Origin of the sequence: Rahnella sp. WP5, from assembly GCF_000745615.1 — a bacterium.
Taxonomy (GTDB): Bacteria; Pseudomonadota; Gammaproteobacteria; order Enterobacterales; family Enterobacteriaceae; genus Rahnella; species Rahnella aceris.
Genome location: NZ_JQJR01000010.1, coordinates 220,839 through 246,636 on the forward strand (window position 1 = coordinate 220,839; position 25,798 = coordinate 246,636).

General features: G+C 51.3%; 20 protein-coding genes, 1 tRNA gene and 1 other RNA gene. 12 read left to right on the forward strand and 10 right to left on the reverse strand.

What is annotated here, in order from left to right:
- Positions 1-368: 368 nt before the first annotated feature.
- Together EX31_RS25990 and EX31_RS10070 are read right to left on the reverse strand one after the other, a co-directional pair.
- A complete protein-coding gene (locus EX31_RS25990) occupies positions 369-572 on the reverse strand; it encodes a hypothetical protein (RefSeq protein ID WP_134707123.1) in 204 nt (67 codons plus the stop codon).
- A gap of 594 nt (positions 573-1,166) precedes the next feature.
- Positions 1,167-1,811, reverse strand: coding sequence for a YchE family NAAT transporter (locus EX31_RS10070; protein WP_013575947.1), 645 nt, complete (start codon positions 1,809-1,811; stop codon positions 1,167-1,169).
- A 535-nt stretch (positions 1,812-2,346) separates the two neighbouring features.
- On the opposite strand from EX31_RS10070, the gene adhE reads away from it, so the two are divergent.
- Positions 2,347-5,016: a bifunctional acetaldehyde-CoA/alcohol dehydrogenase gene (adhE, locus tag EX31_RS10075; RefSeq protein WP_013575948.1), complete on the forward strand. Its 2,670-nt coding sequence runs from the start codon at positions 2,347-2,349 to the stop codon at positions 5,014-5,016.
- 112 nt (positions 5,017-5,128) lie between these two features.
- Here adhE and EX31_RS10080 read toward each other — a convergent pair whose 3' ends face one another.
- Positions 5,129-5,737, reverse strand: a complete 609-nt coding sequence (locus EX31_RS10080; RefSeq protein WP_013575949.1) for a thymidine kinase — start codon at positions 5,735-5,737, stop codon at positions 5,129-5,131.
- A gap of 623 nt (positions 5,738-6,360) precedes the next feature.
- Here EX31_RS10080 and hns point away from each other — a divergent pair.
- On the forward strand, positions 6,361-6,768 hold the full coding sequence (gene hns, locus EX31_RS10085) for a histone-like nucleoid-structuring protein H-NS (protein WP_013575950.1): 408 nt from the start codon (positions 6,361-6,363) through the stop codon (positions 6,766-6,768).
- Between the two features lie 201 nt (positions 6,769-6,969).
- On the opposite strand, the gene EX31_RS10090 is transcribed toward hns, so the two are convergent.
- The 4 genes from EX31_RS10090 to rssA all read right to left on the reverse strand — a co-directional run bounded on the left by EX31_RS10090 (position 6,970) and on the right by rssA (position 11,567).
- Positions 6,970-7,977, reverse strand: coding sequence for an NAD-dependent epimerase (locus tag EX31_RS10090; protein WP_037034495.1), 1,008 nt, complete (start codon positions 7,975-7,977; stop codon positions 6,970-6,972).
- A gap of 9 nt (positions 7,978-7,986) precedes the next feature.
- Positions 7,987-9,330, reverse strand: coding sequence for a UDP-glucose dehydrogenase family protein (locus EX31_RS10095; RefSeq protein WP_013575952.1), 1,344 nt, complete (start codon positions 9,328-9,330; stop codon positions 7,987-7,989).
- 215 nt (positions 9,331-9,545) lie between these two features.
- Positions 9,546-10,559 carry a two-component system response regulator RssB gene (rssB, locus tag EX31_RS10100; RefSeq protein ID WP_037034496.1) on the reverse strand — a complete coding sequence of 338 codons (1,014 nt, stop codon included), beginning with the start codon at positions 10,557-10,559 and terminating at the stop codon, positions 9,546-9,548.
- A gap of 96 nt (positions 10,560-10,655) precedes the next feature.
- On the reverse strand, positions 10,656-11,567 hold the full coding sequence (rssA, locus tag EX31_RS10105; protein WP_013575954.1) for a patatin-like phospholipase RssA: 912 nt from the start codon (positions 11,565-11,567) through the stop codon (positions 10,656-10,658).
- 148 nt (positions 11,568-11,715) lie between these two features.
- Here rssA and EX31_RS10110 point away from each other — a divergent pair, with 148 nt between their 5' ends.
- The 4 genes from EX31_RS10110 to EX31_RS24955 all read left to right on the forward strand — a co-directional run bounded on the left by EX31_RS10110 (position 11,716) and on the right by EX31_RS24955 (position 13,543).
- On the forward strand, positions 11,716-12,180 hold the full coding sequence (locus tag EX31_RS10110) for a YchJ family protein (RefSeq protein WP_013575955.1): 465 nt from the start codon (positions 11,716-11,718) through the stop codon (positions 12,178-12,180).
- 43 nt (positions 12,181-12,223) lie between these two features.
- On the forward strand, positions 12,224-13,072 hold the full coding sequence (gene purU, locus EX31_RS10115; RefSeq protein ID WP_013575956.1) for a formyltetrahydrofolate deformylase: 849 nt from the start codon (positions 12,224-12,226) through the stop codon (positions 13,070-13,072).
- Between the two features lie 213 nt (positions 13,073-13,285).
- A tRNA-Tyr gene (locus EX31_RS10120) sits at positions 13,286-13,370 on the forward strand.
- Positions 13,371-13,413: 43 nt separating this feature from the next.
- A non-coding RNA gene (locus EX31_RS24955) (RtT sRNA) lies at positions 13,414-13,543 on the forward strand.
- A 56-nt stretch (positions 13,544-13,599) separates the two neighbouring features.
- Here the strand turns inward: EX31_RS24955 and EX31_RS10125 are convergent.
- Genes EX31_RS10125 through EX31_RS10135 form a run of 3 tightly spaced genes read right to left on the reverse strand, consistent with a single transcriptional unit; the run spans position 13,600 to position 18,019 of the window.
- On the reverse strand, positions 13,600-15,432 hold the full coding sequence (locus EX31_RS10125) for an ABC transporter ATP-binding protein (protein WP_037034497.1): 1,833 nt from the start codon (positions 15,430-15,432) through the stop codon (positions 13,600-13,602).
- 1 nt (position 15,433) lies between these two features.
- Positions 15,434-16,867: a M81 family metallopeptidase gene (locus EX31_RS10130; protein WP_037034498.1), complete on the reverse strand. Its 1,434-nt coding sequence runs from the start codon at positions 16,865-16,867 to the stop codon at positions 15,434-15,436.
- 12 nt (positions 16,868-16,879) lie between these two features.
- Positions 16,880-18,019 carry an ROK family transcriptional regulator gene (locus EX31_RS10135; protein WP_013575959.1) on the reverse strand — a complete coding sequence of 380 codons (1,140 nt, stop codon included), beginning with the start codon at positions 18,017-18,019 and terminating at the stop codon, positions 16,880-16,882.
- Between the two features lie 235 nt (positions 18,020-18,254).
- Between EX31_RS10135 and EX31_RS10140 the strand changes: the two genes are divergently transcribed.
- The 6 genes from EX31_RS10140 (at position 18,255) to EX31_RS10165 (ending at position 25,715) form a co-directional block, all read left to right on the forward strand.
- Positions 18,255-19,799 (forward strand): ABC transporter substrate-binding protein, encoded by a 1,545-nt coding sequence (locus EX31_RS10140; RefSeq protein WP_013575960.1) that lies wholly within the window; start codon positions 18,255-18,257, stop codon positions 19,797-19,799.
- Between the two features lie 27 nt (positions 19,800-19,826).
- A complete protein-coding gene (locus tag EX31_RS10145; protein WP_037034500.1) occupies positions 19,827-20,747 on the forward strand; it encodes an ABC transporter permease in 921 nt (306 codons plus the stop codon).
- Complete coding sequence (locus EX31_RS10150) at positions 20,747-21,613, forward strand: ABC transporter permease (protein WP_037034501.1); 867 nt, start codon at positions 20,747-20,749, stop codon at positions 21,611-21,613. Before EX31_RS10145 ends, EX31_RS10150 begins: the two co-directional genes overlap by 1 nt.
- Positions 21,610-22,539 (forward strand): ROK family protein, encoded by a 930-nt coding sequence (locus EX31_RS10155; RefSeq protein ID WP_037034504.1) that lies wholly within the window; start codon positions 21,610-21,612, stop codon positions 22,537-22,539. Before EX31_RS10150 ends, EX31_RS10155 begins: the two co-directional genes overlap by 4 nt.
- Positions 22,540-23,172: 633 nt before the next feature.
- The gene (gene dapF / locus EX31_RS10160) at positions 23,173-24,012 is read left to right on the forward strand and encodes a diaminopimelate epimerase (protein WP_037034505.1); all 840 of its coding nucleotides are present in this window, start codon (positions 23,173-23,175) and stop codon (positions 24,010-24,012) included.
- Between the two features lie 323 nt (positions 24,013-24,335).
- Positions 24,336-25,715 (forward strand): MFS transporter, encoded by a 1,380-nt coding sequence (locus EX31_RS10165; protein ID WP_013575966.1) that lies wholly within the window; start codon positions 24,336-24,338, stop codon positions 25,713-25,715.
- Positions 25,716-25,798 lie beyond the last annotated feature (83 nt).

A 25,798-nucleotide genomic window follows, 5' to 3' on the forward strand; every position in this document is an offset into this window, starting at 1 on the left:
AACTCCAGTTTTTATTATGAACTTGCACGCCTGGGTGCAAGATAAACCCTTGCTGGGTCAATGGGTTTCAAAAGCAGGAACGAATTGCTCAAGAAAGGCCCCCATGTAGTTACCACCCGCAGATGGCTGTCCCCTATTACTGCATGTATTACTCAATAACGTTGGAAACGTCAGGCTGTTGTTCGCCATGTTGTTTCCGGGATCGTTAAGGATGATCCCACCCCATTTGATTTACCCCGTGCACAACAAAACAAGGTTCTGCGTCACACCAGGTAATCACATACTGTTATTCCTGACCTTAACAATATTATTTTCTTATTCGCCTCACGGCGATAGAAAGCCCTTCGCAGTTAAGCGCCTGAATTCAATTAATGAGAAGAAGAGATGAAGGTTTGTTTTGCAGAACCGGCAGACTCAACAAAAGACTGTGTAATGTCGCCAGCACAATGCCCGGCTTTCTTTTCGCAGAAAGCGGCTGAGGATAATTTTGTGGTACGCATTGCGACACGATACTCTCCAAAAACAAATAAAATGGCTTCAATCTTTCTGTCTCTAGCAAGATTCGTTCTCACTCAGAGCATCCCGCTTAACAAAATTCCATTTTTGAAGGCGATTTGAAAATTATCAGAAGCCTGATACAGGCGCCAATAAATTTTGCAAATTTGTTACGCAATTCTCTTTTACTGGTTACAAGCTCGATGAGTCATCCACAAGGAAACATTTGGAAATCTTGGTTAACTCATTGTTTATTGGCATTTTTACGATAATTTTTAGCGCAAAATTAACGTCACTGATTGCATAAGAACTCGCCTGACACAATCCGTTAACATTAAGATGTTTTCAAGGATAAACACCTGTTAACTGCGGTGTTAACACTAATAACATCTCGATACAGCATGCACAAGCCTTACAGAATGATGTGGATAAATTAGCGTCAAAACGGGCAGTAAAGATGCGTATTTAGCTAAAAATTCGCTAAGTTTATTAGAAGAAATGAAGACTTGGTTCGAAAAGAAGAATGAGACGTGGCTTTACGCCACATTTAGGTGCAAACGCGCTTAATTAAGTCATTAGCTGCACTATATTAATGCATCGCATTATAAGGAAAGGTAATAATTATCACGAAAACCCACCCGTGTTTCCGTGATAATTCAGTGACCAGCAGGTTAGAGCAGGCCAGGGAAAATAGCTTTAATCCCTGTCACAATAAATTCGATACCCAGAGACATCAGCAAAAGCCCCATGATACGCGTAATCACGTTAATCCCGGTTTGCCCCAGTAATCGCACCAGCAATGGTGCCGCTCTGAACAGTAACCAGCAACAAAATGCAAAGAAGATAATCGCAAGTGTCAGTCCCAGCAGATTCGGCCAGCTGTGATAGCGTGAACTCCATACAATCGTTGAACTGATTGCGCCCGGTCCGGCCATCAGAGGTAGCGCAAGCGGAACCACCCCGACATTTTCACGTATCGCTGTTTCTGATTTTTCCTGCTTGTTCTGTTTGTCCTCGCCCAGTTTCCCGCTGATCATCGACATCGCAATGGTGACCACCAAGATCCCACCCGCAATTCGGAATGAATCAATCGATATACCAAACAGATGCAAAATGGCATCGCCCAGGAAAAGTGCAGTCGACAATATAATGGCAACCGACAGGTTTGCCGTCATATTGGTTTTATTACGCCCCGCTGCCGCCTGATAGCTTGTCATGCTGATGAAGACTGGCAAGATCCCCACAGGGTTGACCAGCGCAAACAGACCGACGAAAAACTTGATATACCCTGAAAAATCTAATAAAGATTGGCTCACGCAGAACTCCGCATAACTATGCCAGTAGATGAAGGTTTTGATGGGCGCTAATGTACTGGAATCCCCGTAAAGGCGCCACGTCGTTTCATAGTTTTTATCACCAGATTTCTGAACAAAGGCAGTGAATACAACTTTTGTTAAAAAACAGATTTTTTATTGATAACTTTAGATACAAAACTGTATTATCCAAGTGAGAATTTGATAACCATTCTCAATATCAAGTTGCTGAAAGGTGTCAGCATCAGTATTTAGTGATCCAGATCAAATTGACCCTGCCTACAAATAGGTAATCTCAGTACATAGTCACTCAGCGTTACATGAAAGATAAAACGTCCAGTGATGAAGGTGATTTATTTAACGTCATCTGCTTTACCCGGTGCTTCACAACTGAAAGCTCTTTGAGCAAATAAAGAGACAAAGACAACACATTGAGAATCTTAGATTTAATTAGTTTCTCACGGTGACTGATAGCAGGTCTATACTAGTCTTTGGCGGATTATTTACTAAAAGAGTTTAACTTTATCAGGAGAGCATTATGGCTGTAACAAATGTCGCTGAACTAAACGCACTCGTTGCTCGGGTCAAGAAGGCACAGCGCGAATATGCCAACTTCAGTCAAGAGCAAGTCGATAAGATTTTCGCTGCCGCCGCCCTGGCTGCTGCCGATTCTCGAATTCTGCTGGCAAAACTGGCTGTTGAAGAATCCGGAATGGGTATTGTTGAAGACAAAGTGATCAAAAACCACTTCGCTTCTGAATACATTTACAATGCTTACAAAGATGAAAAAACCTGTGGCATCCTGGGCCAGGATGACACCTTCGGTACCATCACTATCGCCGAGCCAATTGGTCTGATTTGCGGTATCGTTCCGACTACCAACCCAACTTCTACTGCAATTTTCAAGGCGCTTATCAGCCTGAAAACCCGTAACGGCATCATCTTCTCCCCACACCCACGTGCTAAAAATGCAACGAACAAAGCTGCGGATATCGTCCTGCAAGCCGCCATCGCTGCGGGTGCGCCAAAAGATATCATTGGCTGGATTGATGAACCAAGCGTAGAGCTTTCCAACCAACTGATGCACCACCCGGATCTGAACCTGATTCTGGCAACAGGTGGTCCGGGCATGGTTAAAGCAGCTTATAGCTCCGGTAAACCAGCAATCGGCGTGGGTGCAGGTAATACACCAGTCGTTGTTGATGAAACCGCAGATATCAAACGTGTTGTTGCTTCCGTCCTGATGTCTAAAACCTTCGATAACGGTGTCATCTGTGCCTCTGAGCAGTCCATCATCGTGGTTGATTCAGCTTATAATGCAGTCCGTGAACGTTTCGCTTCTCACGGCGGCTACATGCTGCAGGGTAAAGAACTCAAAGCCGTTTCAGATATCATTCTGAAAAATGGCGGCCTCAACGCCGCTATCGTAGGTCAGCCAGCAGTGAAAATTGCTGAAATGGCTGGCATTAAAGTGCCTGCGAATACTAAAGTGCTCATCGGTGAAGTCACCATTGTTGACGAATCTGAACCATTTGCGCATGAAAAACTGTCCCCTACCCTCGCTATGTACCGCGCTAAGAATTTCGAAGACGCCGTCGCTAAAGCAGAGAAACTGGTAGAAATGGGCGGTATCGGCCATACCTCTTGCCTGTATACAGACCAGGACAACCAACCAGAACGTGTGAATTATTTTGGCAACAAAATGAAAACCGCACGTATTCTGATCAACACCCCGGCTTCACAGGGTGGTATCGGTGACCTGTACAACTTCAAACTTGCTCCGTCTCTGACGCTGGGTTGCGGTTCCTGGGGTGGTAACTCCATCTCTGAAAACGTCGGTCCTAAACACTTGATCAACAAGAAAACTGTAGCGAAGCGAGCAGAAAACATGTTGTGGCATAAACTTCCTAAATCTATCTACTTCCGTCGTGGCTCACTGCCAATCGCACTGGAAGAAGTGGCGACTGATGGAGCAAAACGCGCCTTCATCGTAACTGACCGCTTCCTGTTCAATAACGGCTATGCCGATCAGATCACCAGCGTTCTGAAAGGTCATGGTATTGAAACTGAAGTATTCTTCGAAGTTGAAGCTGACCCGACGCTGAGCATTGTTCGTAAAGGTGCTGAGCAGATGAACTCCTTCAAACCAGACGTTATCATCGCGCTGGGTGGTGGTTCACCAATGGATGCTGCGAAGATTATGTGGGTTCTGTATGAACACCCGAATACTCAGTTCGAAGATTTGGCGCTGCGTTTTATGGATATACGTAAACGTATCTACAAATTCCCGAAAATGGGCGTAAAAGCGAAAATGATCGCCGTCACGACCACTTCCGGTACTGGTTCAGAAGTTACACCATTTGCCGTTGTTACTGACGATGCGACTGGCCAGAAATACCCACTGGCTGACTATGCTCTGACACCTGACATGGCTATCGTTGACGCCAATCTTGTCATGAACATGCCGAAATCACTGTGTGCCTTCGGTGGTCTGGATGCCGTCACTCACGCACTGGAAGCTTATGTTTCTGTACTGGCGAACGAATACTCCGACGGTCAGGCTCTGCAGGCACTGAAACTGCTGAAAGAAAACCTGCCAGCCAGCTACAAAGATGGCGCTAAAAACCCGGTTGCCCGTGAACGTGTTCACAATGCGGCGACTATCGCGGGTATCGCGTTTGCTAACGCCTTCCTTGGGGTTTGTCACTCAATGGCCCACAAACTGGGTTCAGAGTTCCACATTCCGCACGGTCTGGCTAACGCCATGCTGATTTCAAACGTTATCCGTTATAACGCCAACGACAACCCAACGAAACAGACGGCTTTCAGTCAGTATGACCGTCCGCAAGCGCGTCGTCGTTACGCAGAAATTGCAGACCATTTAGGTCTGGGCGCTCCTGGTGACCGTACTGCACAGAAAATCCAGAAACTGCTGACCTGGTTAGATGAAATCAAAGCGGAACTGGGTATCCCAACCTCTATTCGTGAAGCTGGTGTTCAGGAAGCTGACTTCCTGGCTAAAGTAGACAAACTGTCTGAAGATGCGTTTGATGACCAGTGTACCGGTGCTAACCCACGTTACCCGCTGATCGCCGAATTGAAACAGATTCTGATGGATACTTACTACGGCCGTGAATACAGTGAAGACGTAGCAGAAGAAGTTGCTGCTCCTGCGCCAAAAGCTGAAAAGAAAACCAGCAAAAAATAATCTGCTGAGATACTGATAGTAAAAAACCCGCTGAAAGGCGGGTTTTTTTATGGTCCGAATTCGCGATTTATCATTCAACTCTGGCTCATCGAACTTAGTCAGCGCTCATGACTTAGAGAGTCTTACTTTCATCCCTGCCATCAAACGCAGCCATCGCTTCTTTGTAATGCTTACGGCAGACCGAAACATAACTTTCATCACCGCCAATAACGACCTGTGCGCCATCATGTAAGGCGTTACCGTTCTCATCCAGTCTCAGGTTGCGGTTGGCTTTGCGACCACAATGGCAGATGGTTTTAAGCTCAACCAGTTTATCCGCCCAGGCCAGCAGATATTCACTGCCCTCAAAAAGTTCTCCGCGAAAATCCGTTCTCAGACCATAGCAAAGTACAGGCACATCCAGATCGTCCACAACGTCCGTCAGCTGCGATACCTGAGCTTTGGTGAGAAACTGGCACTCATCAATCAGAACGCAACTCAAACGCTGTGTGCGGTTCTCCTGAGCCACCAGATTGAAGAGTTCTGTCTCTGTGTTGTAAAGCTCTGCAGGAGACGACAAGCCGATTCGCGAACTGACTTTACCCTGACCATACCGGTTATCGAGTTCTGCTGTTAACACCAGCGTGCGCATACCACGTTCTTGATAATTATATGAAGATTGCAGCAACGAGGTGGACTTACCGGCATTCATCGCCGAGTAATAGAAATAAAGCTGAGCCATAAAGAAGTGATCCCATAAAGTAATGGATGGCATAAATTTTCGGCATGTATTGTATCACATGCCTGGCAGACTATAACAACCGGAGAGTGGCACTGACATCTGGCACGGGCGGGCATTCATTCCCGGTAAAGAAATCACAGAGGCTTACAATAAAAATTATACGACATGAGATAATTATGGCCTGCTGACACGGCAGAATACCCGCAATGAAAGCGCAGTTTATATGTCTGCATTGCAGAGTAAGAGTTTGTCTATACATTAAAAAAGACAATTGAAATGCTACCGGCAAAGAATCATTTTTCTGATCTTGTGCTTCATCTCTCAAGCCTTTCCATATCCTTACATTACATGACTTCACGGATCCTTTAATTTTGTGAACTCTCGCTGACTTAAAAAAACACTTACACAAAGCATCAACAATCCTCAACAGAGGATTGAAATTAGGGTTATCATCCCCAGATTAATAGCGCTAAGCGACCTGGCTATATTTCTCTGCGGATAAACATTATTTGCTTTAAATGCGTAAATTAAGGTCAAGCAAACAAATTCGCTATTGCAGAATACAGAAGAGCATTCTATTATTAGCCAAACGCCCCCCACCAATATAATTTGAGACTAGTATAATGAGCGAAGCATTAAAGATTCTGAACAACATCCGTACTCTGCGTGCGCAAGCAAGAGAATGCACTCTGGAAACTCTGGAAGAGATGCTGGAAAAATTAGAAGTTGTTGTGAACGAGCGTCGCGAAGAAGATTCTCAGGCAGCTGCTGAGATTGAAGAGCGCACCCGTAAACTGCAACAATACCGCGAAATGCTGATTGCGGACGGTATTGATCCTAATGAATTGCTGCAGACAATGGCTGCGACTAAAGCGACCGGTAAAGCAAAACGTGCAGCACGCCCGGCTAAATACAAATACGTTGATGAGAACGGCGAAAACAAAACCTGGACTGGTCAGGGTCGTACTCCAGCTGTAATCAAGAAAGCAATCGAAGAGCAAGGTAAATCACTGGACGATTTCCTGCTGTAATTGCCCTGATTAACGTTACTGTTAATGCTAGAAAGCCCATCACTTTGATGGGCTTTTTATTTTTATTACGCTGTAACAGGCGTACCGCAAATACAAAACTGATAAAACAGATTGATACAACCTGTTCAATAAACATCTATAAGATTTAACTGATTCCATAAAAAAAGGCTGCGTCAGCAGCCTTTAGCAAGAAATACAAAATCAAACCTGATAAAAGTCGCGATACCAGTCCACAAAGCGCTGTACGCCTTGCTCTACAGGTGTCTCAGGCTTGAAGTCAATCGCCTTAGCCAGCGGTGATGTGTCTGCGCTGGTCTCGTGTACATCGCCTGGCTGCATTGGCAGCATATTCTTACCCGCAACCATTCCCAACGCCTTCTCCAGCGCACTGATATACGTCATCAGTTTCACGGGGTTGCTGTTGCCAATATTATAAACACTATAAGGTGCAGAACTGCTGGCAGGAGAGCCATCTTCTACAGTCCAGTCCGGATCAGATTGTGGAATAACATCCTGTAACCGAACAATGGCTTCGGCGATATCATCGATATAAGTAAAATCACGACGCATTTCGCCATGGTTATAAACATCGATATTCTGCCCGGCAAGTATTGCTTTGGTGAACTTAAACAATGCCATGTCCGGGCGTCCCCACGGGCCATATACGGTGAAGAAACGTAATCCGGTCGTGGGGATCTTATAAAGATGTGAATAAGTGTGAGCCATTAATTCATTAGCCTTTTTCGTTGCGGCATACAGCGAAACAGGATGATCCACAGAATCATCCGTTGAAAAAGGCTGTTTTTTGTTCAGGCCATAAACTGAACTGGAAGAGGCATAAAGCAAATGTCCGACTTTATTATGACGACAACCTTCCAGAACATTAACAAATCCTATGAGGTTGGCATCCGCATAAGCCAGAGGATTTTCGATTGAATATCGGACACCCGCCTGCGCGGCTAAATGGATAACCCGTTCAAAACGCTGTTCCGCAAACAATGCGGCCATACCCTCACGATCAGCTAAATCCAGCTTAATAAATTCAAAGCCGACTTTATTTTCCAGCTGAGCAAGGCGGGCAAGTTTCAGATTGACGTCATAGTAGTCATTCAGATTATCAATGCCGATAACGGAATGACCTGCAGCCAACAAACGTTGTGACACATAGAACCCAATAAAGCCCGCTGCGCCAGTGACCAGATATTTCATGAAAACTCCTTACAGAACCGGATTGATTGATGCGCCACGACCTATGCCGTAGTAAGTAAATCCGCGTTTCTCCAAACGTTCAGGATCGAATAAATTACGACCATCAAAGATAACCGGCTCTTTTAATGCTTTTTTGATCACATCAAAATCAGGGGCACGGAAATTCTGCCACTCCGTACAAATAATCAACGCATCAGCATTGTGCAATGCCGCTTCCTTGGTGCCCATCAATTCCAGATCATCACGGTGACCGTAGATCCGCTGCGTTTCATTCATCGCTTCAGGATCATAGGCTTTGATTTTCGCGCCTGCAGCCCAGAGTTGTTCCATTAATACGCGACTCGATGCTTCACGCATATCATCGGTATTAGGCTTAAATGACAGCCCCCACAGTGCAAAGGTTTTCCCTTTCAGGTCATCGCCAAAATGGCGCTGAATGAAAGCAGGCAATTTATATTTTTGCTGGTAATTGACCTGTTCTACCGCCTGCAACAATTTAGGCTGATAGCCAATATGCTCAGCAGTACGGATCAACGCCTGGACGTCTTTAGGGAAACACGAACCGCCGTAGCCGCAGCCAGGGTAGATAAAGTGGTAGCCAATGCGTGAATCAGAACCGATACCCTGGCGGACTTTCTCGATATCCGCACCGAGCATTTCTGCCAGATTAGACATTTCATTCATGAAACTGATTTTGGTCGCCAGCATACAGTTAGCGGCATATTTGGTCAGCTCTGCACTGCGGATATCCATCAGGATCATACGATCGTGATTACGATTGAAAGGTTCGTAAAGTTCACGGATCGGATCAATAGCATCCGGGTTATCAGTACCGATGACGATACGTTCAGGTCGCATACAGTCTGCGACTGCTGCACCTTCTTTGAGGAATTCAGGGTTTGATACCACATCAAAGTTGATATCTGCACCACGTTCTTTGAGTTTCTCGGTCATTACTGCACGGACCTTGTCCGCAGTACCGACCGGAACGGTGGATTTATCAATGACAACTTTAGGTTCGGTCATGTACTCAGCAATCGTACGCGCCACGGCAGTCACATATTTCAGATCAGCGGAACCGTCTTCATCCGGTGGCGTACCCACCGCGATAAATTGTACCGTTGCATGCGCTACACCGTCAGCCGCATTGGTGCTGAAAAGCAAGCGCCCTGCTTCATAGTTGCTCTGAACCAGCGGTGTCAGGCCCGGTTCAAAAATTGGGATCTGCCCGTTTTTCAGGTTTTCTACTTTCTTTGCATCTACATCGATACACAAAACTTCATGCCCAACTTCAGCAAGAACCGCCGCCTGAACAAGTCCGACGTAACCGATACCAAAAACTGTTACTTTCATCAGCGAATTCCTATTTGTTATTTTAAACAATGTAAAATAGACAGCCAAATTTACCGGAACGGATTATACCAGTTTCAGCCGCAAGTGCGCCTGCAAAGGCATATTTTGCATTGAGATACATCTTAGAAGATTGAAATAAAGTGGGAAGACAAAAAGACGTGTGGGAAAAATGCTCAGGATTATTAATAAATTATTATCAATAGTAATAAATTTGCTCAATCAACAGACAGCATTAATCTCAGACGACCACCCGCCCCCCAGACCTGACATTGCCAGGCATCACATTTCTGACTGATTTGATTGGAGTATGTTGCCCCAGTGGTGCCGAGCGGCACACCATTGCTGAGCTGAATCATATTGGTGCCGGTATTCACGTTGGCATGTAATCCCGCAGAAACCAGAATGAGATTCTTATACTCGGCATGATAATAACCAAGCAGCAACGGGAATTGTCCTTCGAGATTTGCCTGCTTGAATAAATGGTTGACCTGTTTAAGCAGCGTCGACATTTGTGGCAACCGCTGATGCTGATTACTTAAGTGCTCACGTAATAAGCTGTTAAAAATAGCACGCAACAATAACGCCGCCAGTACGCCATTTTCGTTGGCACGGGTCACATCCAGACAATAGAAACCGAGATCTTTGGAGGAAAGCGCGGCGATATCCAGCACCAGTCCCGGACTTTCCGCTGATGTCAGTTGCCGGTAGTTGATGCGGCAATGCGCCAGCCTCTGCTGAACCGGTGGCTGTAATTCCTGCAACAAACGCTGTGCTTCATTAGGATTACGGCACAGCGCTTCCCAGTCCTGAACCAGCGAACTTTCCTCCATCGCCTGTGATGAAAAAAGCTTCGGGTATAAAGACGAAAGCAGTGCCTCACGTAACCGGTTGAGATCACTGATCGGTTTGAGAAGAACATCTTCCACGCCGAGTCGCAGCATTGATGCAACGTCGGTCATTTTATCCGTGGCGGAAATCACCAGAACAGGGATTTTATTTCCCTGTAATCGCAGGTTTTCGACGAACTCCATCCCGCCCATCTCAGGCATCGCCAAATCGCAGAGAATCAGGTCAGGCGGGTAGTCTTCGACCAGCGACAAAGCCTCAAGGCCATTTTCGGCTTCCGTAAATGTCGCACCGAGGGAACTTACATAGCCAGCAAGTATGGATCGGAAGACGGCTTCGTCTTCAACGATGAGAATATGCTTGCTTGTAAGTGGCTTGTCCATCAGGGTCCCCCAGAATTTCTTATTCTAATAGTGGCTCATAAAGCCTGTTTTTGCTTGGCAGAATTGTCAGATTAGGCCAAACACATTTTAAGCCATTCAGAACTGTCTATTTTTAATCAGGGGTAGCAATTGCTCTCTCTGTTTTTCAACGGCAAGACGGCCTGCCTCGATCGCTTCTTCTGCCCGATGGAAGTCCAGCGTCGAAATTTGCGGGCAATAAGGCTGGATCAACACATCCGGCGGGTCGCCTGCCATGCGATTACGTTTGAGGCGGTTTTCCAGCACCTGAATGGACGTTGACATAATTTCCATCGCCGAGGGGCTGACGTTGGGTTTTCTGGCATTTGGACGGGTTAAACGCTGACGTATTCTGTCACGCCAGCTCACTTCTTTCTCAGTATCCAGTGCTTCGCCGGTCGGTTGTACCGTCAGCAAATCCTGCTGCATCAGATGCGCGTCGTGCTGGAGATCAACGGCGATAACGATATCAGCGCCAAGTGCGCGAGTCAGCGAAATGGGCACCGGATTCACCACCGCCCCATCAACCAGCCAGTAACCATTGTGCCAGACCGGGGCCAGCAGGCCGGGCATACTGCACGAGGCGCGGATAGCCTCATGCAAGTCCCCTTTTGTCAGCCACAATTCGCGACCGGTACTCAGATTGGTGGCGACTGCGCCAAACTTCTTCGAGCACTTTTCAAACTCATCAATGCGGATCAACTGCCCCACGGCATTGAACACACGCTCTCCACGCAGCAATCCTCCGCGCTTCCACGAAAAGTCCATCAGTCGCAGCACATCCCAGTAACTGAACGAGCGAACCCAGCTTTCTATTGCAGGCAATCTGTTACTGGCGTAGGCCGCGCCGACCAGTGCGCCAACCGAACAACCGGCGACGACATCGACGTCGATATCCATTTCCTTCAGGGCATTAATCACGCCAATGTGTGCCCACCCTTTCGCGGCTCCCGAGCCAAGGGCAAGACCAATGGTGACTTTTCTGCTCATCTGATGACCTTATATTGCGCATAGCATTAGAATCAACGGGCAAGCGCGTTGTCACCCGGCGAGTTTGTTAGGTAACATATCGGTTTGGTGCATTCAATAGCGCAACCTGCGTTGTTAAATTTATAAGCCCTGCAATTCAGGAGTTTCCGTGTCAGAACTTTGCCCATGCTGCAGCAACCTTTCTTTCGAAGAGTGCTGCCAGCCATACATCGCTGAGTGTAAAGTGGCGCCGACACCGTCTGCGCTGATGCGCTCGCGCTACACCGCCTACGTCCTGAAAAATGCGAGTTATCTGATCGCCACCTGGCATCCGGATTGTCAACCCGGGCGCTGGCGTGAGAGTTTACAGGAAGGCTTTACCAGTACGCACTGGCAAGGTTTACAGGTGATCGCGCAGTCAGAGGGACGCAATGCTGATGAAGGTTTCGTTGAGTTTGCTGCACGATTTACCGAAACCGGCGACGAACATATTCATCTGATCCATGAGCGTTCGCGATTTCTTCGTTTGAACGAACGCTGGTACTATATCGACGGAATTAAACCGCAGACAGGACGCAATGACGCCTGCCCGTGCGGATCGGGTAAAAAATATAAGAAGTGCTGCGGTAAATAATTCAACCGTACTATTTTAAGTCTTGGACAGGATCCACAACCTCATGCCGCAACAGAACGTACAAACCAAGGTACTACGCACCATTTGCCCTGACGCAAAAGGTCTGATCGCCAAAATTACCAATATTTGCTACAAGCACGAACTTAATATCGTGCAAAACAACGAATTCGTCGATCACCGCACCGGACGCTTCTTTATGCGTACCGAGCTGGAAGGGATTTTCAACGACACCACGCTGCTGGCCGATCTTGACAGCGCGCTGCCTGCGGGTTCCGTGCGCGAACTCAACAGCACCGGACGCCGCCGCATTGTTATCCTGGTCACCAAAGAAGCCCATTGTCTGGGCGATCTGCTGATGAAAGCGGCTTACGGCGGTCTGGATGTTGAAATCGCTGCGGTGATCGGTAATCACGACACGCTGCAAACGCTGGTCGAACGTTTTGATATTCCGTTCCATCTGGTCAGTCATGACGGCCTGACCCGCGAACAGCACGACAGCGCAATGATTGCGCAAATCGACCAGTATCAGCCTGATTATGTGGTGCTGGCTAAATACATGCGCGTACTGACGCCGGGCTTTGTGCAGCATTATCCGCATCAGGTGATCAACATTCACCACTCATTCCTGCCGGCATTTATTGGCGCCCGCCCGTATCATCAGGCGTATGAGCGCGGCGTGAAACTGATTGGTGCCACCGCGCACTACGTGAATGACAACCTGGATGAAGGTCCGATCATCATGCAGGACGTGATTAACGTCGATCATACTTATACGGCGGAAGATATGATGCGCGCCGGTCGCGACGTTGAGAAAAACGTGCTCAGCCGTGCCTTATATCGCGTGCTGGCGCAGCGTGTCTTTGTTTACGGCAACCGCACTGTCATTCTGTAATCCGCCTTCTGACGGTGCTTTTCGCTCAGAGAAGCACCGTTAAGCGCAAAAAATCCGCAAACGAACTTTATTATCGCTTTCAGCGCTTTACACCTTCGAATCATTTGGTATTATGCGCCCCGTTCGCAGCTAACCGCTGCAGCGACAAAAATCATCCATGTAGCACATGATGGTTTTGGCCAAGAAGTATGTAGTAAATGCCACAAAAGTTGTGGTGGGGTTCCCGAGCGGCCAAAGGGAGCAGACTGTAAATCTGCCGTCATCGACTTCGAAGGTTCGAATCCTTCCCCCACCACCATCTTCTATGTGCAACCGCACCTTCCGAAAAATCCCAAACTAAATAAAAACTCAAATCGGGAAGGATGAAGAATCTTCGACACGAAGGTTCGAGCCGAGCGAAGCGAGACAGCGTTGCGCAGCAACGACCCGCAGGGCGAGGCCAGTGGCCGAGTAATCCTTCCCCCACCACCATCTTCCCGAGTTGTCCACTCAGTCCCTTCTGTACAAAGTCCCTTTACAGTTAACTATCAAACCTGAACAAAATGCCCTGCTGAGACTTCCTGATATTGCCTTTGCGGCGGAATATAGCCGTTATCGCGCACCGGGCTTTTCAGCTCATCGACCTGCATTTGCCGCTTAAGCATTCTGCGCGACGGATCCGGCACCGGCACTGACGCCATCAGTTTTCGCGTATAGGCATGCTGGGGATTATCGAATATCGCCGCACGCGGGCCAATCTCCACAATCTCCCCGAGATACATCACCGCCACGCGATGACTCACCCGCTCGACCACCGCCATATCATGCGAAATAAACAGGTACGACAGATTCATGCTTTCCTGCAAATCGAGCAGCAAATTCACCACCTGCGCTTTCACCGACACATCCAGCGCGGATACCGATTCATCCGCGACAATCACTTTCGGATCGAGCGTCAGCGCGCGTGCAATACAAATCCGCTGGCGCTGACCACCGGAAAACTCGTGCGGAAAGCGGCGCAGCATGTCCGGCGACAATCCGACCTTTTGCAGTAACGACGCGGCTTTCTCTTTTGCATCGCTGCGGTTATGCAGTTTATGTTGCAGCATCGGTTCAATCAGCGCGTCACCAATACGCATACGCGGATTCAGGCTGGCAAACGGATCCTGGAATATCATCTGAATCCGCTGCCGCATCTGTAAAATATCGCGTTTGCCCAGATTCATCACATCAAAACCGTCGAAATCAATCGCGCCGCTGTGTGGTTTCAGCAGCCGCGTTACCGCGCGGCCGGTAGTGGATTTTCCGCAACCGGATTCCCCCACCAGCGACAGCGTTTCACCCTGGAATAAATCAAAGCTGATGTTTTCTACCGCATGTACCGCTCCAACCTGACGGCTGAATATGCCGCCATACACCGGGAAACGTGCGCTGAGATTTTTCACCGAGAGCAATGGCGTCAGCCCCGAAGCGACCGTTCCTGCCACTTCCCCCGGCACGCTTGCCTCACCGGTTTGCAGATTGATTTGCGGAAAACGTAACGGCCAGTCACGCCCCTGCATCGACCCGAGTTTCGGCACGGCGGCCAGCAAAGCACGGGTATAAGGATGTTGCGGGCGATGGAAAATATCCTCCGTCGCCCCGCTTTCCACCGCTTCACCACGATACATCACCAGCGTGCGGTCAGCGATTTCCGCCACCACGCCCATATCGTGCGTGATAAACAACACCGCCATCCCTTCTTCTTCCTGCAACGTCTTGATCAAATCCAGAATCTGTCCCTGAATGGTCACATCCAGCGCGGTCGTGGGTTCGTCGGCAATCAGCAATTTAGGTTTCAGCGCCAGTGCCATGGCAATCATCACGCGCTGACGCATGCCGCCGGAAAACTGATGGGGATATTCATCAAACCTTTTGGTTGCATTGGGAATACGGACTTTTTCCAGCAACCGCAGAGTTTCTGCCCGCGCTTCGGAAGATGACATGCCCCGGTGCCGTTTGAGACTTTCGGCGATTTGCCTGCCGATACTGAATGTAGGATTGAGCGACGTCATTGGCTCCTGGAAAATCATCGCCATGTCGTTGCCGCGAATATCACGCATCTGCTTATCCGAAAGCGCCAGCAAACTGCGCTGATTCAGCCAGACTTCACCCTCAATCCGGCTGCTTTGTGCTTTCAGCAAGCGCATCACCGACAACGACGTCACGCTTTTTCCCGAACCGGATTCGCCGACGATCGCCAGCGTTTCGCCGGGATAGACATCAAACGACAAATCGCGTACCACCGGCAGCCAGTCGTCTTCGCCGCGAAACGAGGTAGTGAGATGTTTCACGCTCAGCACGGGCTGACGGTTTTCCGGTTGTCCGGTGGTCGGGGTCATTTCATTTGCTCCTGGAGGAAAGCTGCACCTGCGGCACGTAGCTGAAGTCACGGTCAAACGGGAACGTTTTACGCGGTTTGCGATGGCGTGGCAGGCGTTCGACAAACTGATCGACCACGCCATTCGACAGCGCCATCAGGTTCGGGCTGGCAATCGGTGCCAGTTCCGGTGACAGATAGCCGGATTTCACGACAACAATGTCTGCGGTATGTGGATCCAGTTCCAGCACGGTAAAGTCGCTGATGTTGTGATACGGGCGGCGGCGCGCCGACACCACCACATCAATCCCGCCAATGCGCAGCACGGCCTGACGGTCAGCCGGTGTCAGTGCGTCAAGCAGGAAGACGACTTCAAATTCACCTTTCACCTGCGGGCTGGAATGATCGAGCGACGCGCCAAGTGTCAGCGTCAGTATTGACCCGACACCGGCATTGAATGCGGCATCGGTTGCCGGCGCATCGGCAATCCCGGCCACAATGGTATTTTGCGCATACTGTTTGATCAGTTCCTGCAACACATCCGCGCGGTCACCGACACCGCCACCTGTCGGATTATCGCCAGAATCCGCCAGCACCACCGGCCGCGTTTCACTGGCAATCGCTTTTTTCACACAGGCCTCAACGGTGTCGGTTTCGCAGCCAAACACAAAGTCTTCCCGTGCGTCCCAGTAAGCCTGTGCCAGTTGAGTGGCCTGCTGTTCCAGCACAGTACGGTCGGTGCCGGTCATGATCACCGCCGCCGTCGCACGCGGCTCATCCGCCCACACATAACCCACCATCAGTGAGCTGTCCCATACGCCGTCAACTTCATCCATTTCCGGCAAACGGGTGTACAAACTTTTCGCCGGTTCATCTTCCGTACTGGTGCGCTCGCCGGGTAACACCACCGGCACCGGCACCCACAGCAGCGTCGGTTTTACGCCGGTTTGCAGATGCTTTACCAGCATGGCGACAGAACGGCGCATGGTTTCTTCCACATCAATATGCGGCGCAGTGCGGTAGGTCGAAAACATATCAATGGCGTCAATAATGCGTTGTGACACGTTGCCGTGCAGATCATAACTGACGCTGATCGGGCAATCCGGCCCGACGGCTTTACGCGCCGCGGCAATCCAGTCACCTTCGGCATCCTCCAGCCCTTCAACATACATCGCGCCGTGCATCGCCAGATACAAACCGTCGAACGGTTTTCGCGCCTCCAGACCCGCCAGCATTTCCGCTTTGAATTTATCGTACGTCGCACGCGCTACCGGACCACCGGCAATAGCACGGGCGTGAATTGTCGGTAAAAACGTCGCAGGATAGTCCTGCAAAAAACGAAAGCGCGGTGATGCCAGTAACTGCGCATCACGCACGACGGTGAAATCCTTTTCCTCGTTAAGCACCGGATTGTAAGTGCTGCATTCAATATGGATACCGCTGACCGCTATACGCATGTTGCTCATTCCTCAGACAGGCTTCAGACCGACCAGAAAGCGATGTGCGGCTATACTCGCCGCCGCGCGCGCCCAGGTGTCGTCGTTTAGGGTAAAAGTACGAACCGGTGTTTTACCGGCGTTGCCCGGCAACACATTGGCTTCAACAGACTGATGTACAACCGTGCCGAACAGCCCGGAAAAATCGGCATCCTGATGGGCAATCAGGATCAGGTCCGGGTCATTGATTTGAATCAGATGCGATATCGCCAGGCCCAGCGCAGAACCGGCACGGTGCAAAATACGGATTGCCGCCGTCTGGCCCTGCATCGCCAGTTGTTCCAGCCCGCCGATCGTGGAAGCATCCAGCCCTTCAGCTTTGGCCATTTCCGCAATAGCATTGAGGGAGGCCAGCGTGTCGAGACAACCGCGCTTGCCGCAGCGGCATGGGGAACCGTTCAGCTCCAGCGTGCAGTGCGCGATCTCCCCTGCACCGCCGTGTAAACCACGATGCAATTGCCCGGCGATGAAATGCGCGCTGCCAATCCCCGCCCCGTGGCTGACCAGCGTAAAGCTGCTCAGATCACGCGCCTGACCAAAACTTTTCTCGCTCACCGCCAGCGCTTTGGCGTCATTTTCAATAGCCACGTCCATGCCTGTCGCCTGCGAAATCAGCCTGGCCAGCGGCACATCCCGCCAGCCCAGCAACGCCGACTGCACGCAGGTCGACTGATGTTCATCAATGAGGCCCGATAGCGTCACGCCCAGCCCGACCAGCTTTTTTGCCGCCTCGGGATGAGGCTCGAGTAACGCCGGTAAGGCGCTGGCGATATTGGCTGCCAGTTGTTGCGGATCCGCATCAGCAGCAAAAGAGACCCGCGAAAGTATTTCGCCATGCAGATTGATCAGGGCCATTTGCGCCGGATTTTGCAGCAAAGAAACACCGGCAAACCACGCGCCGTCAGGATGCACGACCAGACGTACCGACGGTCTCCCCTGTCCGCTGCCCGGCACCGTTTCTGCCTCATGCAGAAAACCGGCCTCGATCATCTCGCGTACCACGCCGCCGATAGCCGCTTTACTCATTCCTGAGGACTGCGCCAGTTCGGTACGGCTTAAACCGCCTGCGGCATTCACTGCGCCCAAAATCTGACGTTGCAAAGTTGTTAGCATATTCGTTTTGGCGCTCTCAGTTTTCGCTCATCTGCATTGACATTAAACGGTAGAAATGGATATATCAATGCCAATTAGTTCACAAATTAAACTAAATGTTCCGATATAAGTATTTCATATGAACTATTTGTTAAATCTCTTTGTTAAAACAAACTGTCATTAAAACCGGCGTTTTACTCAACCGGCAGACTGAGCCAGAGCCACTTAATCCGATTTTTCACGCAGAGGGCAGAACATGAAGATTACCCGTTATATCCGGCGTCCCTTACCGTTAACGCTGCTGAGCAGCGCCCTTCTCGCCGCGTTTTCGCTGCCGGTGTTTGCCGCCACGCTGAACGTGATGCAAAACGAAGCGCCGCGCAGTATGGATCCGGGCAACCAGACCGCGACCTTTACCGGCACGGTACTGGATCCAATGTATGAAGGTCTGCTGCGCATGTCGCCGCAACTCAAACCGGAAGCGGCGCTGGCGACCTCGTGGAGCAGCGATGAAAGCGGGCTGGTGTGGACCTTCAAACTGCGCAGCGGCGTCACTTTCCACGACGGTACACCGTTTAACGCCGATGCGGTGGTCGCCAACTTTGCCCGCCATCTCGATACCAAACGCGGGCTGGCCGCCAGCGGACGTCTGCGTACTTTCCTTGACAGCGTCACCAAAACCGACGATTCCACCGTCGTGTTCAAACTGAAAAAACCCTATCCGGCCTTCCTGAATTTACTGACTACCGGCGCCTGTCTGATGGTCAGCCCTGCAGCGGATAAAACCGGTACGCTCGACAGCAAAGCGGTCGGCACCGGCCCGTACAAAATGGTGCAGTACAAAACCGGCGAATTCGTGCTGGAAGAAAAATATCCGGGCTACTGGGGTGATAAAGCCGCCGGGCCGGACGACATTAAATGGACCTGGAGCGCTGAACCTTCGGTCATGAACATGGCGTTGCAGGCGGGTGAAACCGACGTCATCAACCCTGTGCCGCCGCAATTTGCCCGCGTACTGAAAAATAATCCTAAATTCAGTTTGCATGAAAGCCCGGGTGCCGCCGTGTTCTGGGTTGCGCTGAATACCGACCTTAAACCCCTGAGTGACGTCCGCGTCCGTCAGGCACTGAACTATGCCACCGACCGCGACGGACTGGTGCGCGCCATCATGTCCGGTTTCGCACAACCGGCGAATTCCCCGCTGGCACCGGTGACCGCCGGTTATGACAAAACACTGAACCCGTATCCGCTGGATCTGGCAAAAGCCAAAGCCCTGCTCAAAGAAGCCGGTGTGGCTGACGGTTTCACGATGTCGATTGCCGTACAGGGTCAGGACGCCCGTATCGGTCAGGTGCTGCAAAGCATGTGGGCGAAAATCGGCGTGAAACTTGACGTGCGGATCATGGAAAGCGGCGTGTGGACTAAAGCCGCGTTTGCCGATCAGGCCGGTAAAAAAGCCGATAACACCGGTGCGGTGCTGGCTTCCTGGTCTTCCGGCGCCAACGGCGCAGATCTGCAACTCCGTCCGCTGTACTACAGCAAAAGCTTCGCACCCGGCGGCGCGAATCTGGGCTTCTTCAGTGACCCGAAACTGGACGACATGCTAGACAAAGCCGCCTCAACGCTGGATGAAAACACCCGCAACGCGATTTACGTTGACGCCCAGAAAGAAATTAACCAGCAGGCACCGCAGGTGCTGTTGTATTACCAGAATGATTTGTACGCTACCGGCACGAATATTTCAGGCGTCACGATGATCCCGGGTGGACAAATTGTGGTGAAAGATGCACAGAAAAAATAACCGCAGTATCTACAGTGGAAAATAGCCATGAAAGCCTATCTTGCCAAAAAGCTCATCGCCTTCCCGGTCATCCTGATCGGGGTGTCGATGCTGATTTTTGTGTCCATCCGCGCGCTGCCGGGCGATCCGGCGCGTCTGATGGCCGGGCCTGAAGCGACACAGGAAGCGGTCGATGCCATGCGCGTTCGTCTCGGGCTGGATCAGCCGCTGGTGACGCAATATCTGCATTTTGCCGGTGATGTGTTGCAGGGCAATCTCGGCATCTCGCTACAGTCGCAGCAGCCGGTCACGCAGGAAATCGGGGAACGAATGCCGTATACCCTGATGCTGGCGGTGCTGGCGTACTTTCTGGCGGTGGCGGTTGGCGTTCCGGCGGGCATGATAGGCGCGGTTTACCGCAACCGCTGGCCGGATTTTGGCGTGATGTTGCTGGCGATTGCCGGCGCGTCCATCGCCAACTTCTGGCTGGGGCTGATGGCAATGAATACTTTTTCGGTCAATCTCGGCTGGCTGCCGCTGCTCGGCGCGACATCATGGAAAAGCTACATTCTGCCTTCCGTGACGCTGGCGGTTTTACCCATGGCGGTGATGGCGCGCATGACGCGTTCCAGCATGCTGGATGTCTTGTCGGAAGATTATATCCGCACCGCGCGCGCCAAAGGTTTGTCCGCCACTACCGTGTATTGCAGCCATGCGTTTCGCAATGCGCTGATCCCGATTGTCACTATTGTGGCGCTCAATTTCGGCAGCCTGATTGGCGGAGCAGTCGTCACCGAATCCGTCTTTAACTGGCCGGGCATTGGTCGCCTGCTGGTGGATTCCGTGCGTTATCGCGATTATCCGGTCATTCAGGGCGTGGCGCTGGTCGCCGTCTGCGGCGTGGTGGTAATGAACCTGCTCGGTGAATTACTGATTGCTTTCCTGAATCCAAAAATAAGGTTCGATTAATGTCTGCCATTATCACGCAATTACCCCGTCGCAAACCGCGCACGTTGCGGTTGTTCCGCTGGTTATGGCGTCATCCGGCCGTGACTTTCGGGGGATTTATTGTCAGCCTGATCGTGCTGGTGGGCTTGTTCGCGCCATTGATCACCCGTCACGATCCTTACGCACAAGACCTGATTGATACCCTGCTTTCTCCGAATGCAAGTCACTGGTTCGGTACGGATGATTATGGCCGCGATATCTTCGCCAGAGTGATTTATGGTGCGCGGATTTCGATTATCGAAGTGGTACTGAGCGTCGGGCTGGCGATGATTATCGGCATTCCGCTGGGGATTATCGCCGGCATAGCGGGCCGTTATACCGACATGATCATCATGTGGTTTATGGACATGCTGTTTGCTTTTCCGGGCATCGTGCTGGCCATTCTGGTGGTCAGTATTCTCGGCGGCGGGCTGGTGAACTTGCTGATCGCGATTTCATTGTTTGCCATTCCGGTATATGCACGCCTCAGCCGTAACCTGACGCTCGGTTTAAAGCAGATGGAATACGTGGAAGCCGCGCAGGCGCTGGGTTTATCAAATTACCGTATTATCGTGCATTACATTTTGCGCAATGCCATCGGGCCGATTATCGTGCAATCGACGCTGACTGCCGGCACAGTGATTCTCGCCGCCGCCAGCCTGTCATTTCTGGGGCTTGGCGTGCAGCCGCCGATGCCGGAATGGGGTACCATGATGAGCGATGGCCGGAACTTCCTCGGCATTAATATTTACCTTTCGCTGTTCCCCGGTCTGGCCATTATGCTGACCGTGCTTGGTTTTAACGTACTGGGCGACGGACTGCGAGATTTACTGGACACACGCTCATGAATTCTGCAGTTTTTTGCGCCGATATCGGCGGTTCATTTATTAAATTTGGTGTTTCACGTTATTCCGGCGAAGTGGAAGAATGCGGCAAAGTGCCGACACCCGTTGCCTCATGGAATGATTTCGTTAACGCCATGCAAAATCTGATCGACACGTATGGTGCTGATTTACCGGCTGGCACACCACTGGCGATTTCCACCGCCGGGCTGGTCTCCCCCCAAACCGGCGAAATGCTGGCCACCAACATTCCCGCGTTCACCGGACATTCTCTGGCGCAAGATCTCAGTGCTGCGCTGGACCGCCCGGTCACCGCCGCCAACGATGCTGATTGTTTTGCCCTCGCTGAAGCCCATGCCGGTAATGCGCAACATCAGTCCGTCGTGGCGGCGATTATTTTAGGTACCGGCGTCGGCGGAGGACTGGTGATCAACGGCCAGCTCGTCCGCGGTCACGGCGGCGTCACCGGCGAATGGGGACACGGTGCGATTACCCGCACGGAACTGACGATTGACAACAAAAAATACGCCGTTCCGCGCCTGAAATGTGGCTGCGGCCAGACTGGCTGCCTCGATATGCTCGGCGGTGCGCGTGGCATGGAACGTTTGCATCAGCATTTTCATAGCCAGCAAAATACCAGTCTGGAGATTGTCACCGGCTGGCTGAACGGGCATCCCGACTGTTCGCTGACCGTGAATGCCTGGCTGGAACTGGTCGCCGAACCGCTGGCGCTGCTGGTCAACATCCTCGGCCCTTCCCGTATTGTCGCGGGCGGCGGGCTGGCCTCGGCAAAAGAACTTATCGCGGCGCTGGATGTGAAAGTACGCGGCGCTGTGCTGCACACTTATGCAGAACCGTTGCTGATACCGGGGAAATTTTTGACCGACGGCGGATTAGTGGGGGCATCGGTACTGGGGAGGATGGAAGGATGAGTCCTTCCGACCTCTTTTAGATTCAAAATCAAGGTCGTGGGTTGCCACCCACACCGGCCTCAAGGGTGGCTTATCGCCACCACCCTTGAGAATCCCGGGCTCTTTTTACTGCGCGCTTCGCTGGAGGCTATGTTTCAGCGAGCATGGTGATTGCCGCAAAATCCCGCCGCTGCGCGGTATCCTCCGTTCGGGTTTCAACCCGCGCAAAAAGACGCGCGGTTTTCCACCTCTCCCTCCGGCGTTATTTTGGAACCGGCCTCAGGCTTTTACTTCGCAACTTCACTAAAGTTGTTTTTAAATAGCTGGCGGGCGATTCAGAAATCTTGCTGAACGGAGCGGCCTGAAGACCTATGGCTTCAGGACCGAGTGAAGGCATCGCGCAGCGACAAGATTTCCAGCCTGTCACAGTGATACCTGAAACATAGCCAGCGCGCAGATCACGTGTTTGAAAAAGCGAGGGGAGTTCAGAGGGGAAAAGCCTTTCCCCTCTGGTCGGTTTCGGCGCGAAAGGCCGTGTGATAATCGTTATTGAGAAACCGAAACTCGCACCGGACTCACCTTAAACGCTCTATTTGGTATATGTTTCCTGTTAAAGCTACTCATATCAATTATAAAAATGCAGGAAATACCATTATGATTTTTCACCGCTATCACGGACTGGGTAACGATTATCTGGTCTGCCATCACCGCGTCGCCGCCCTGCTCAGTAACCAGCAAATCCGGCGCATCTGCGATCGTCATTACGGCATCGGTTCCGACGGTTTGCTGATCGACAATGACGATGCGGATATCCCCTCCCTGCGTATTATCAATCCCGACGGTTCAGAAGCTGAGAAAAGCGGCAACGGTCTGCGTATTTACGCCCGTTATCTGTTTGATATTGGCCGCGTCGCGCATGAGCCGTTTCTGGTGAATACACCGGGCGGGCAAGTACGTTGCGAAGTCACCGACGGCGCCCATCAGGTGATTGTGGATATGGGGCAGGCAAAATTCTCGCCAGCCGCGTTACCCGCCAGTGTAGAAGGCGATGAAGCTCTCGCGCTACCCATCGTCGCGGGCGGGCATAATCTCAGTGCGACGCTGGTATCCATGGGCAATCCGCACTGCGTAATCCGGGTGGACAAACTGGATCTGGATTTAGTAAAGCAACTCGGCTCAGAGATTGAAACGCTGGCGATTTTCCCGAAACGTACCAACGTGCAGTTCGCGCAAGTCCTTGATCGCAAAAATATCAGCATCGGCATCTGGGAGCGCGGCGCGGGTTATACGCTGGCTTCCGGCAGCAGCAGTTGCGCGGCAGCCAGCGCGATGCGCAAACTCGGGCTGGTGGATGACCATGTCACGGTACATATGCCGGGCGGAAAACTCGCCATCAGTTTCAGCGGCGACTTTCAGGTCAACATGCGTGGCCCGGTGCAGAAAATTGCCATAATTACCCTTGATAACGACTGCTTCCGGGATATGCCGGCATAGCATTCTGGCCTGCTGAACGTTCCCGGCTCACCTCCCTTGCATGAAACTCTCCTGACGGCAGCCTGTCTGCCGCTCTTTCCGCACGCCCCCTATAAACAAAACTCATACCTGCATAATGATTTTATGGCAGACAGCATGCTTTGCATGCCCCTAAGTTGGTTATCAGGAAACACAACAATGAATAACCAACTTACTGTTTAATAAATAAAATAATACTTATAAAAACCTCTCACGGCCGTTCTCCGTGCTTAACCGGTCAGTGAAATTTTGTTCAAAGTTTTAATCCGATCACATATTAATAAAAAAAACAGAGAGCGTACCCTATGAGCAACAACACCATCGTGGATGTGAAAACGTGGATAGATGAACGCCCGATATCGAAATATCAATGGGTGGTTTTGTCACTGTGTTTCATCATCATCATGTTCGACGGTTATGACGCCGCGGTAATGGGCTTTATCGCCCCGGCGCTGATCGAAGACTGGGGCATCAGCCGCGCGGAAATGGGGCCGATCCTGGGTGCCGCCATGTTTGGCGTGGCGATCGGCGCGCTGATTGCCGGACCGAACGCGGATCGCTTCGGCCGCAAGCGGGTGCTGATGTGGTCGATTCTGTGTTTCGCCCTGTTCAGTCTGCTGAGTACCTTTGCCCGCACGCCGATGGAAATGGCAATCCTGCGTTTTCTCACCGGTCTCGGCTTAGGCGCGGTCATGCCTAATACCGTGACGCTGGTGTCGGAATACATGCCCGAACGCCGCCGCAGCCTGATGATCACCGTGATGTACAGCGGCTTTAACGTCGGTTCCGGCGCGGGGGGATTTGTCGCGGCCGGTCTGTTGCCGCACTTTGGCTGGAAAGCGGTGATTTTTGCCGGTGGGATTTTGCCGCTGCTGATGCTGCCGTTACTGCTGTGGATCCTGCCGGAATCCGCCATGTACATGGTGGTGCGTAACGTCGCGAAAGAAAAAATTGCCAAAGTGCTGACCCGCGCCGGGGGTGTTTTCAGCGAAGGAACCAAATTTGTGCTCAAGGCGCCGGTTATTCAGAAAAAAGCCAAAGTATTCCAGCTTTTCACCAACGGCTACGCCAAAGGCACGATGGTGTTGTGGGTCACTTACTTCATGGGCCTGTTCGTGATTTATCTGCTCAACGGCTGGTTGCCAACCATTATGCGTAACGGCGGTTTCTCGCTGGAACGCGCGGCTATCGTCGCCGGTTTGTTCCAGTTAGGCGGAACCTTCGGTGGCCTGATGGTCGGCGGGCTGATGGACAGATTCACCGCAAAACGGGTGATTGCGGGTTTCTACATGATGGGCGTGGTCAGCCTGCTGTCGCAAGGTATTGGCAACTTTGGCCCGGATATTCTCGCCCTGCTGGTGTTCATCAGCGGTGTCTGTATCAACGGCGCACAGACCGGTTTGCAGGCGTTTTCGCCAGCCTTCTATCCGACCGAAATGCGTGCCACCGGCGTCTGCTGGATGCACGGTATCGGCCGCAGCGGCGCGATTATCAGCTCATCGATGGGCGGCGTTCTGCTGGGCGTTTTCTCCGGCCAAAACATGATCTTTATTATTCTGGCGCTGCCTGCGTTGCTGGCAGGGCTGAGCATTCTTTTACACCGCGCGGCGCACCCGGCCGAGATGATCAAAGGTGTTGATATTACTGACATCCCGGAGTTGTCGCGCACCATGAATATCCGCTAGTCTCCGGATTAGCCACCTGATAATTAGAAACATATTCATCACCATAAATAATGCGGCGCGACGTGCGTGTCGCAGTTACCCTA

Bases quoted from the DNA above. Each gene is read 5' to 3' on its own strand.
- EX31_RS10090 (WP_037034495.1), bottom strand. From the start codon at position 7,977: ATGAAATATCTGGTCACTGGCGCAGCGGGCTTTATTGGGTTCTATGTG.
- EX31_RS10135 (WP_013575959.1), bottom strand. From the start codon at position 18,019: ATGCTAACAACTTTGCAACGTCAGATTTTGGGCGCAGTGAATGCCGCA.
- EX31_RS10140 (WP_013575960.1), top strand. From the start codon at position 18,255: ATGAAGATTACCCGTTATATCCGGCGTCCCTTACCGTTAACGCTGCTG.
- EX31_RS10125 (WP_037034497.1), bottom strand. From the start codon at position 15,432: ATGACCCCGACCACCGGACAACCGGAAAACCGTCAGCCCGTGCTGAGC.
- EX31_RS10080 (WP_013575949.1), bottom strand. From the start codon at position 5,737: ATGGCTCAGCTTTATTTCTATTACTCGGCGATGAATGCCGGTAAGTCC.
- EX31_RS10130 (WP_037034498.1), bottom strand. From the start codon at position 16,867: ATGCGTATAGCGGTCAGCGGTATCCATATTGAATGCAGCACTTACAAT.
- rssA (WP_013575954.1), bottom strand. From the start codon at position 11,567: ATGAGCAGAAAAGTCACCATTGGTCTTGCCCTTGGCTCGGGAGCCGCG.
- EX31_RS10155 (WP_037034504.1), top strand. From the start codon at position 21,610: ATGAATTCTGCAGTTTTTTGCGCCGATATCGGCGGTTCATTTATTAAA.
- rssB (WP_037034496.1), bottom strand. From the start codon at position 10,559: ATGGACAAGCCACTTACAAGCAAGCATATTCTCATCGTTGAAGACGAA.
- purU (WP_013575956.1), top strand. From the start codon at position 12,224: ATGCCGCAACAGAACGTACAAACCAAGGTACTACGCACCATTTGCCCT.
- dapF (WP_037034505.1), top strand. From the start codon at position 23,173: ATGATTTTTCACCGCTATCACGGACTGGGTAACGATTATCTGGTCTGC.
- EX31_RS10150 (WP_037034501.1), top strand. From the start codon at position 20,747: ATGTCTGCCATTATCACGCAATTACCCCGTCGCAAACCGCGCACGTTG.
- EX31_RS10095 (WP_013575952.1), bottom strand. From the start codon at position 9,330: ATGAAAGTAACAGTTTTTGGTATCGGTTACGTCGGACTTGTTCAGGCG.
- adhE (WP_013575948.1), top strand. From the start codon at position 2,347: ATGGCTGTAACAAATGTCGCTGAACTAAACGCACTCGTTGCTCGGGTC.
- EX31_RS10145 (WP_037034500.1), top strand. From the start codon at position 19,827: ATGAAAGCCTATCTTGCCAAAAAGCTCATCGCCTTCCCGGTCATCCTG.
- EX31_RS10165 (WP_013575966.1), top strand. From the start codon at position 24,336: ATGAGCAACAACACCATCGTGGATGTGAAAACGTGGATAGATGAACGC.
- hns (WP_013575950.1), top strand. From the start codon at position 6,361: ATGAGCGAAGCATTAAAGATTCTGAACAACATCCGTACTCTGCGTGCG.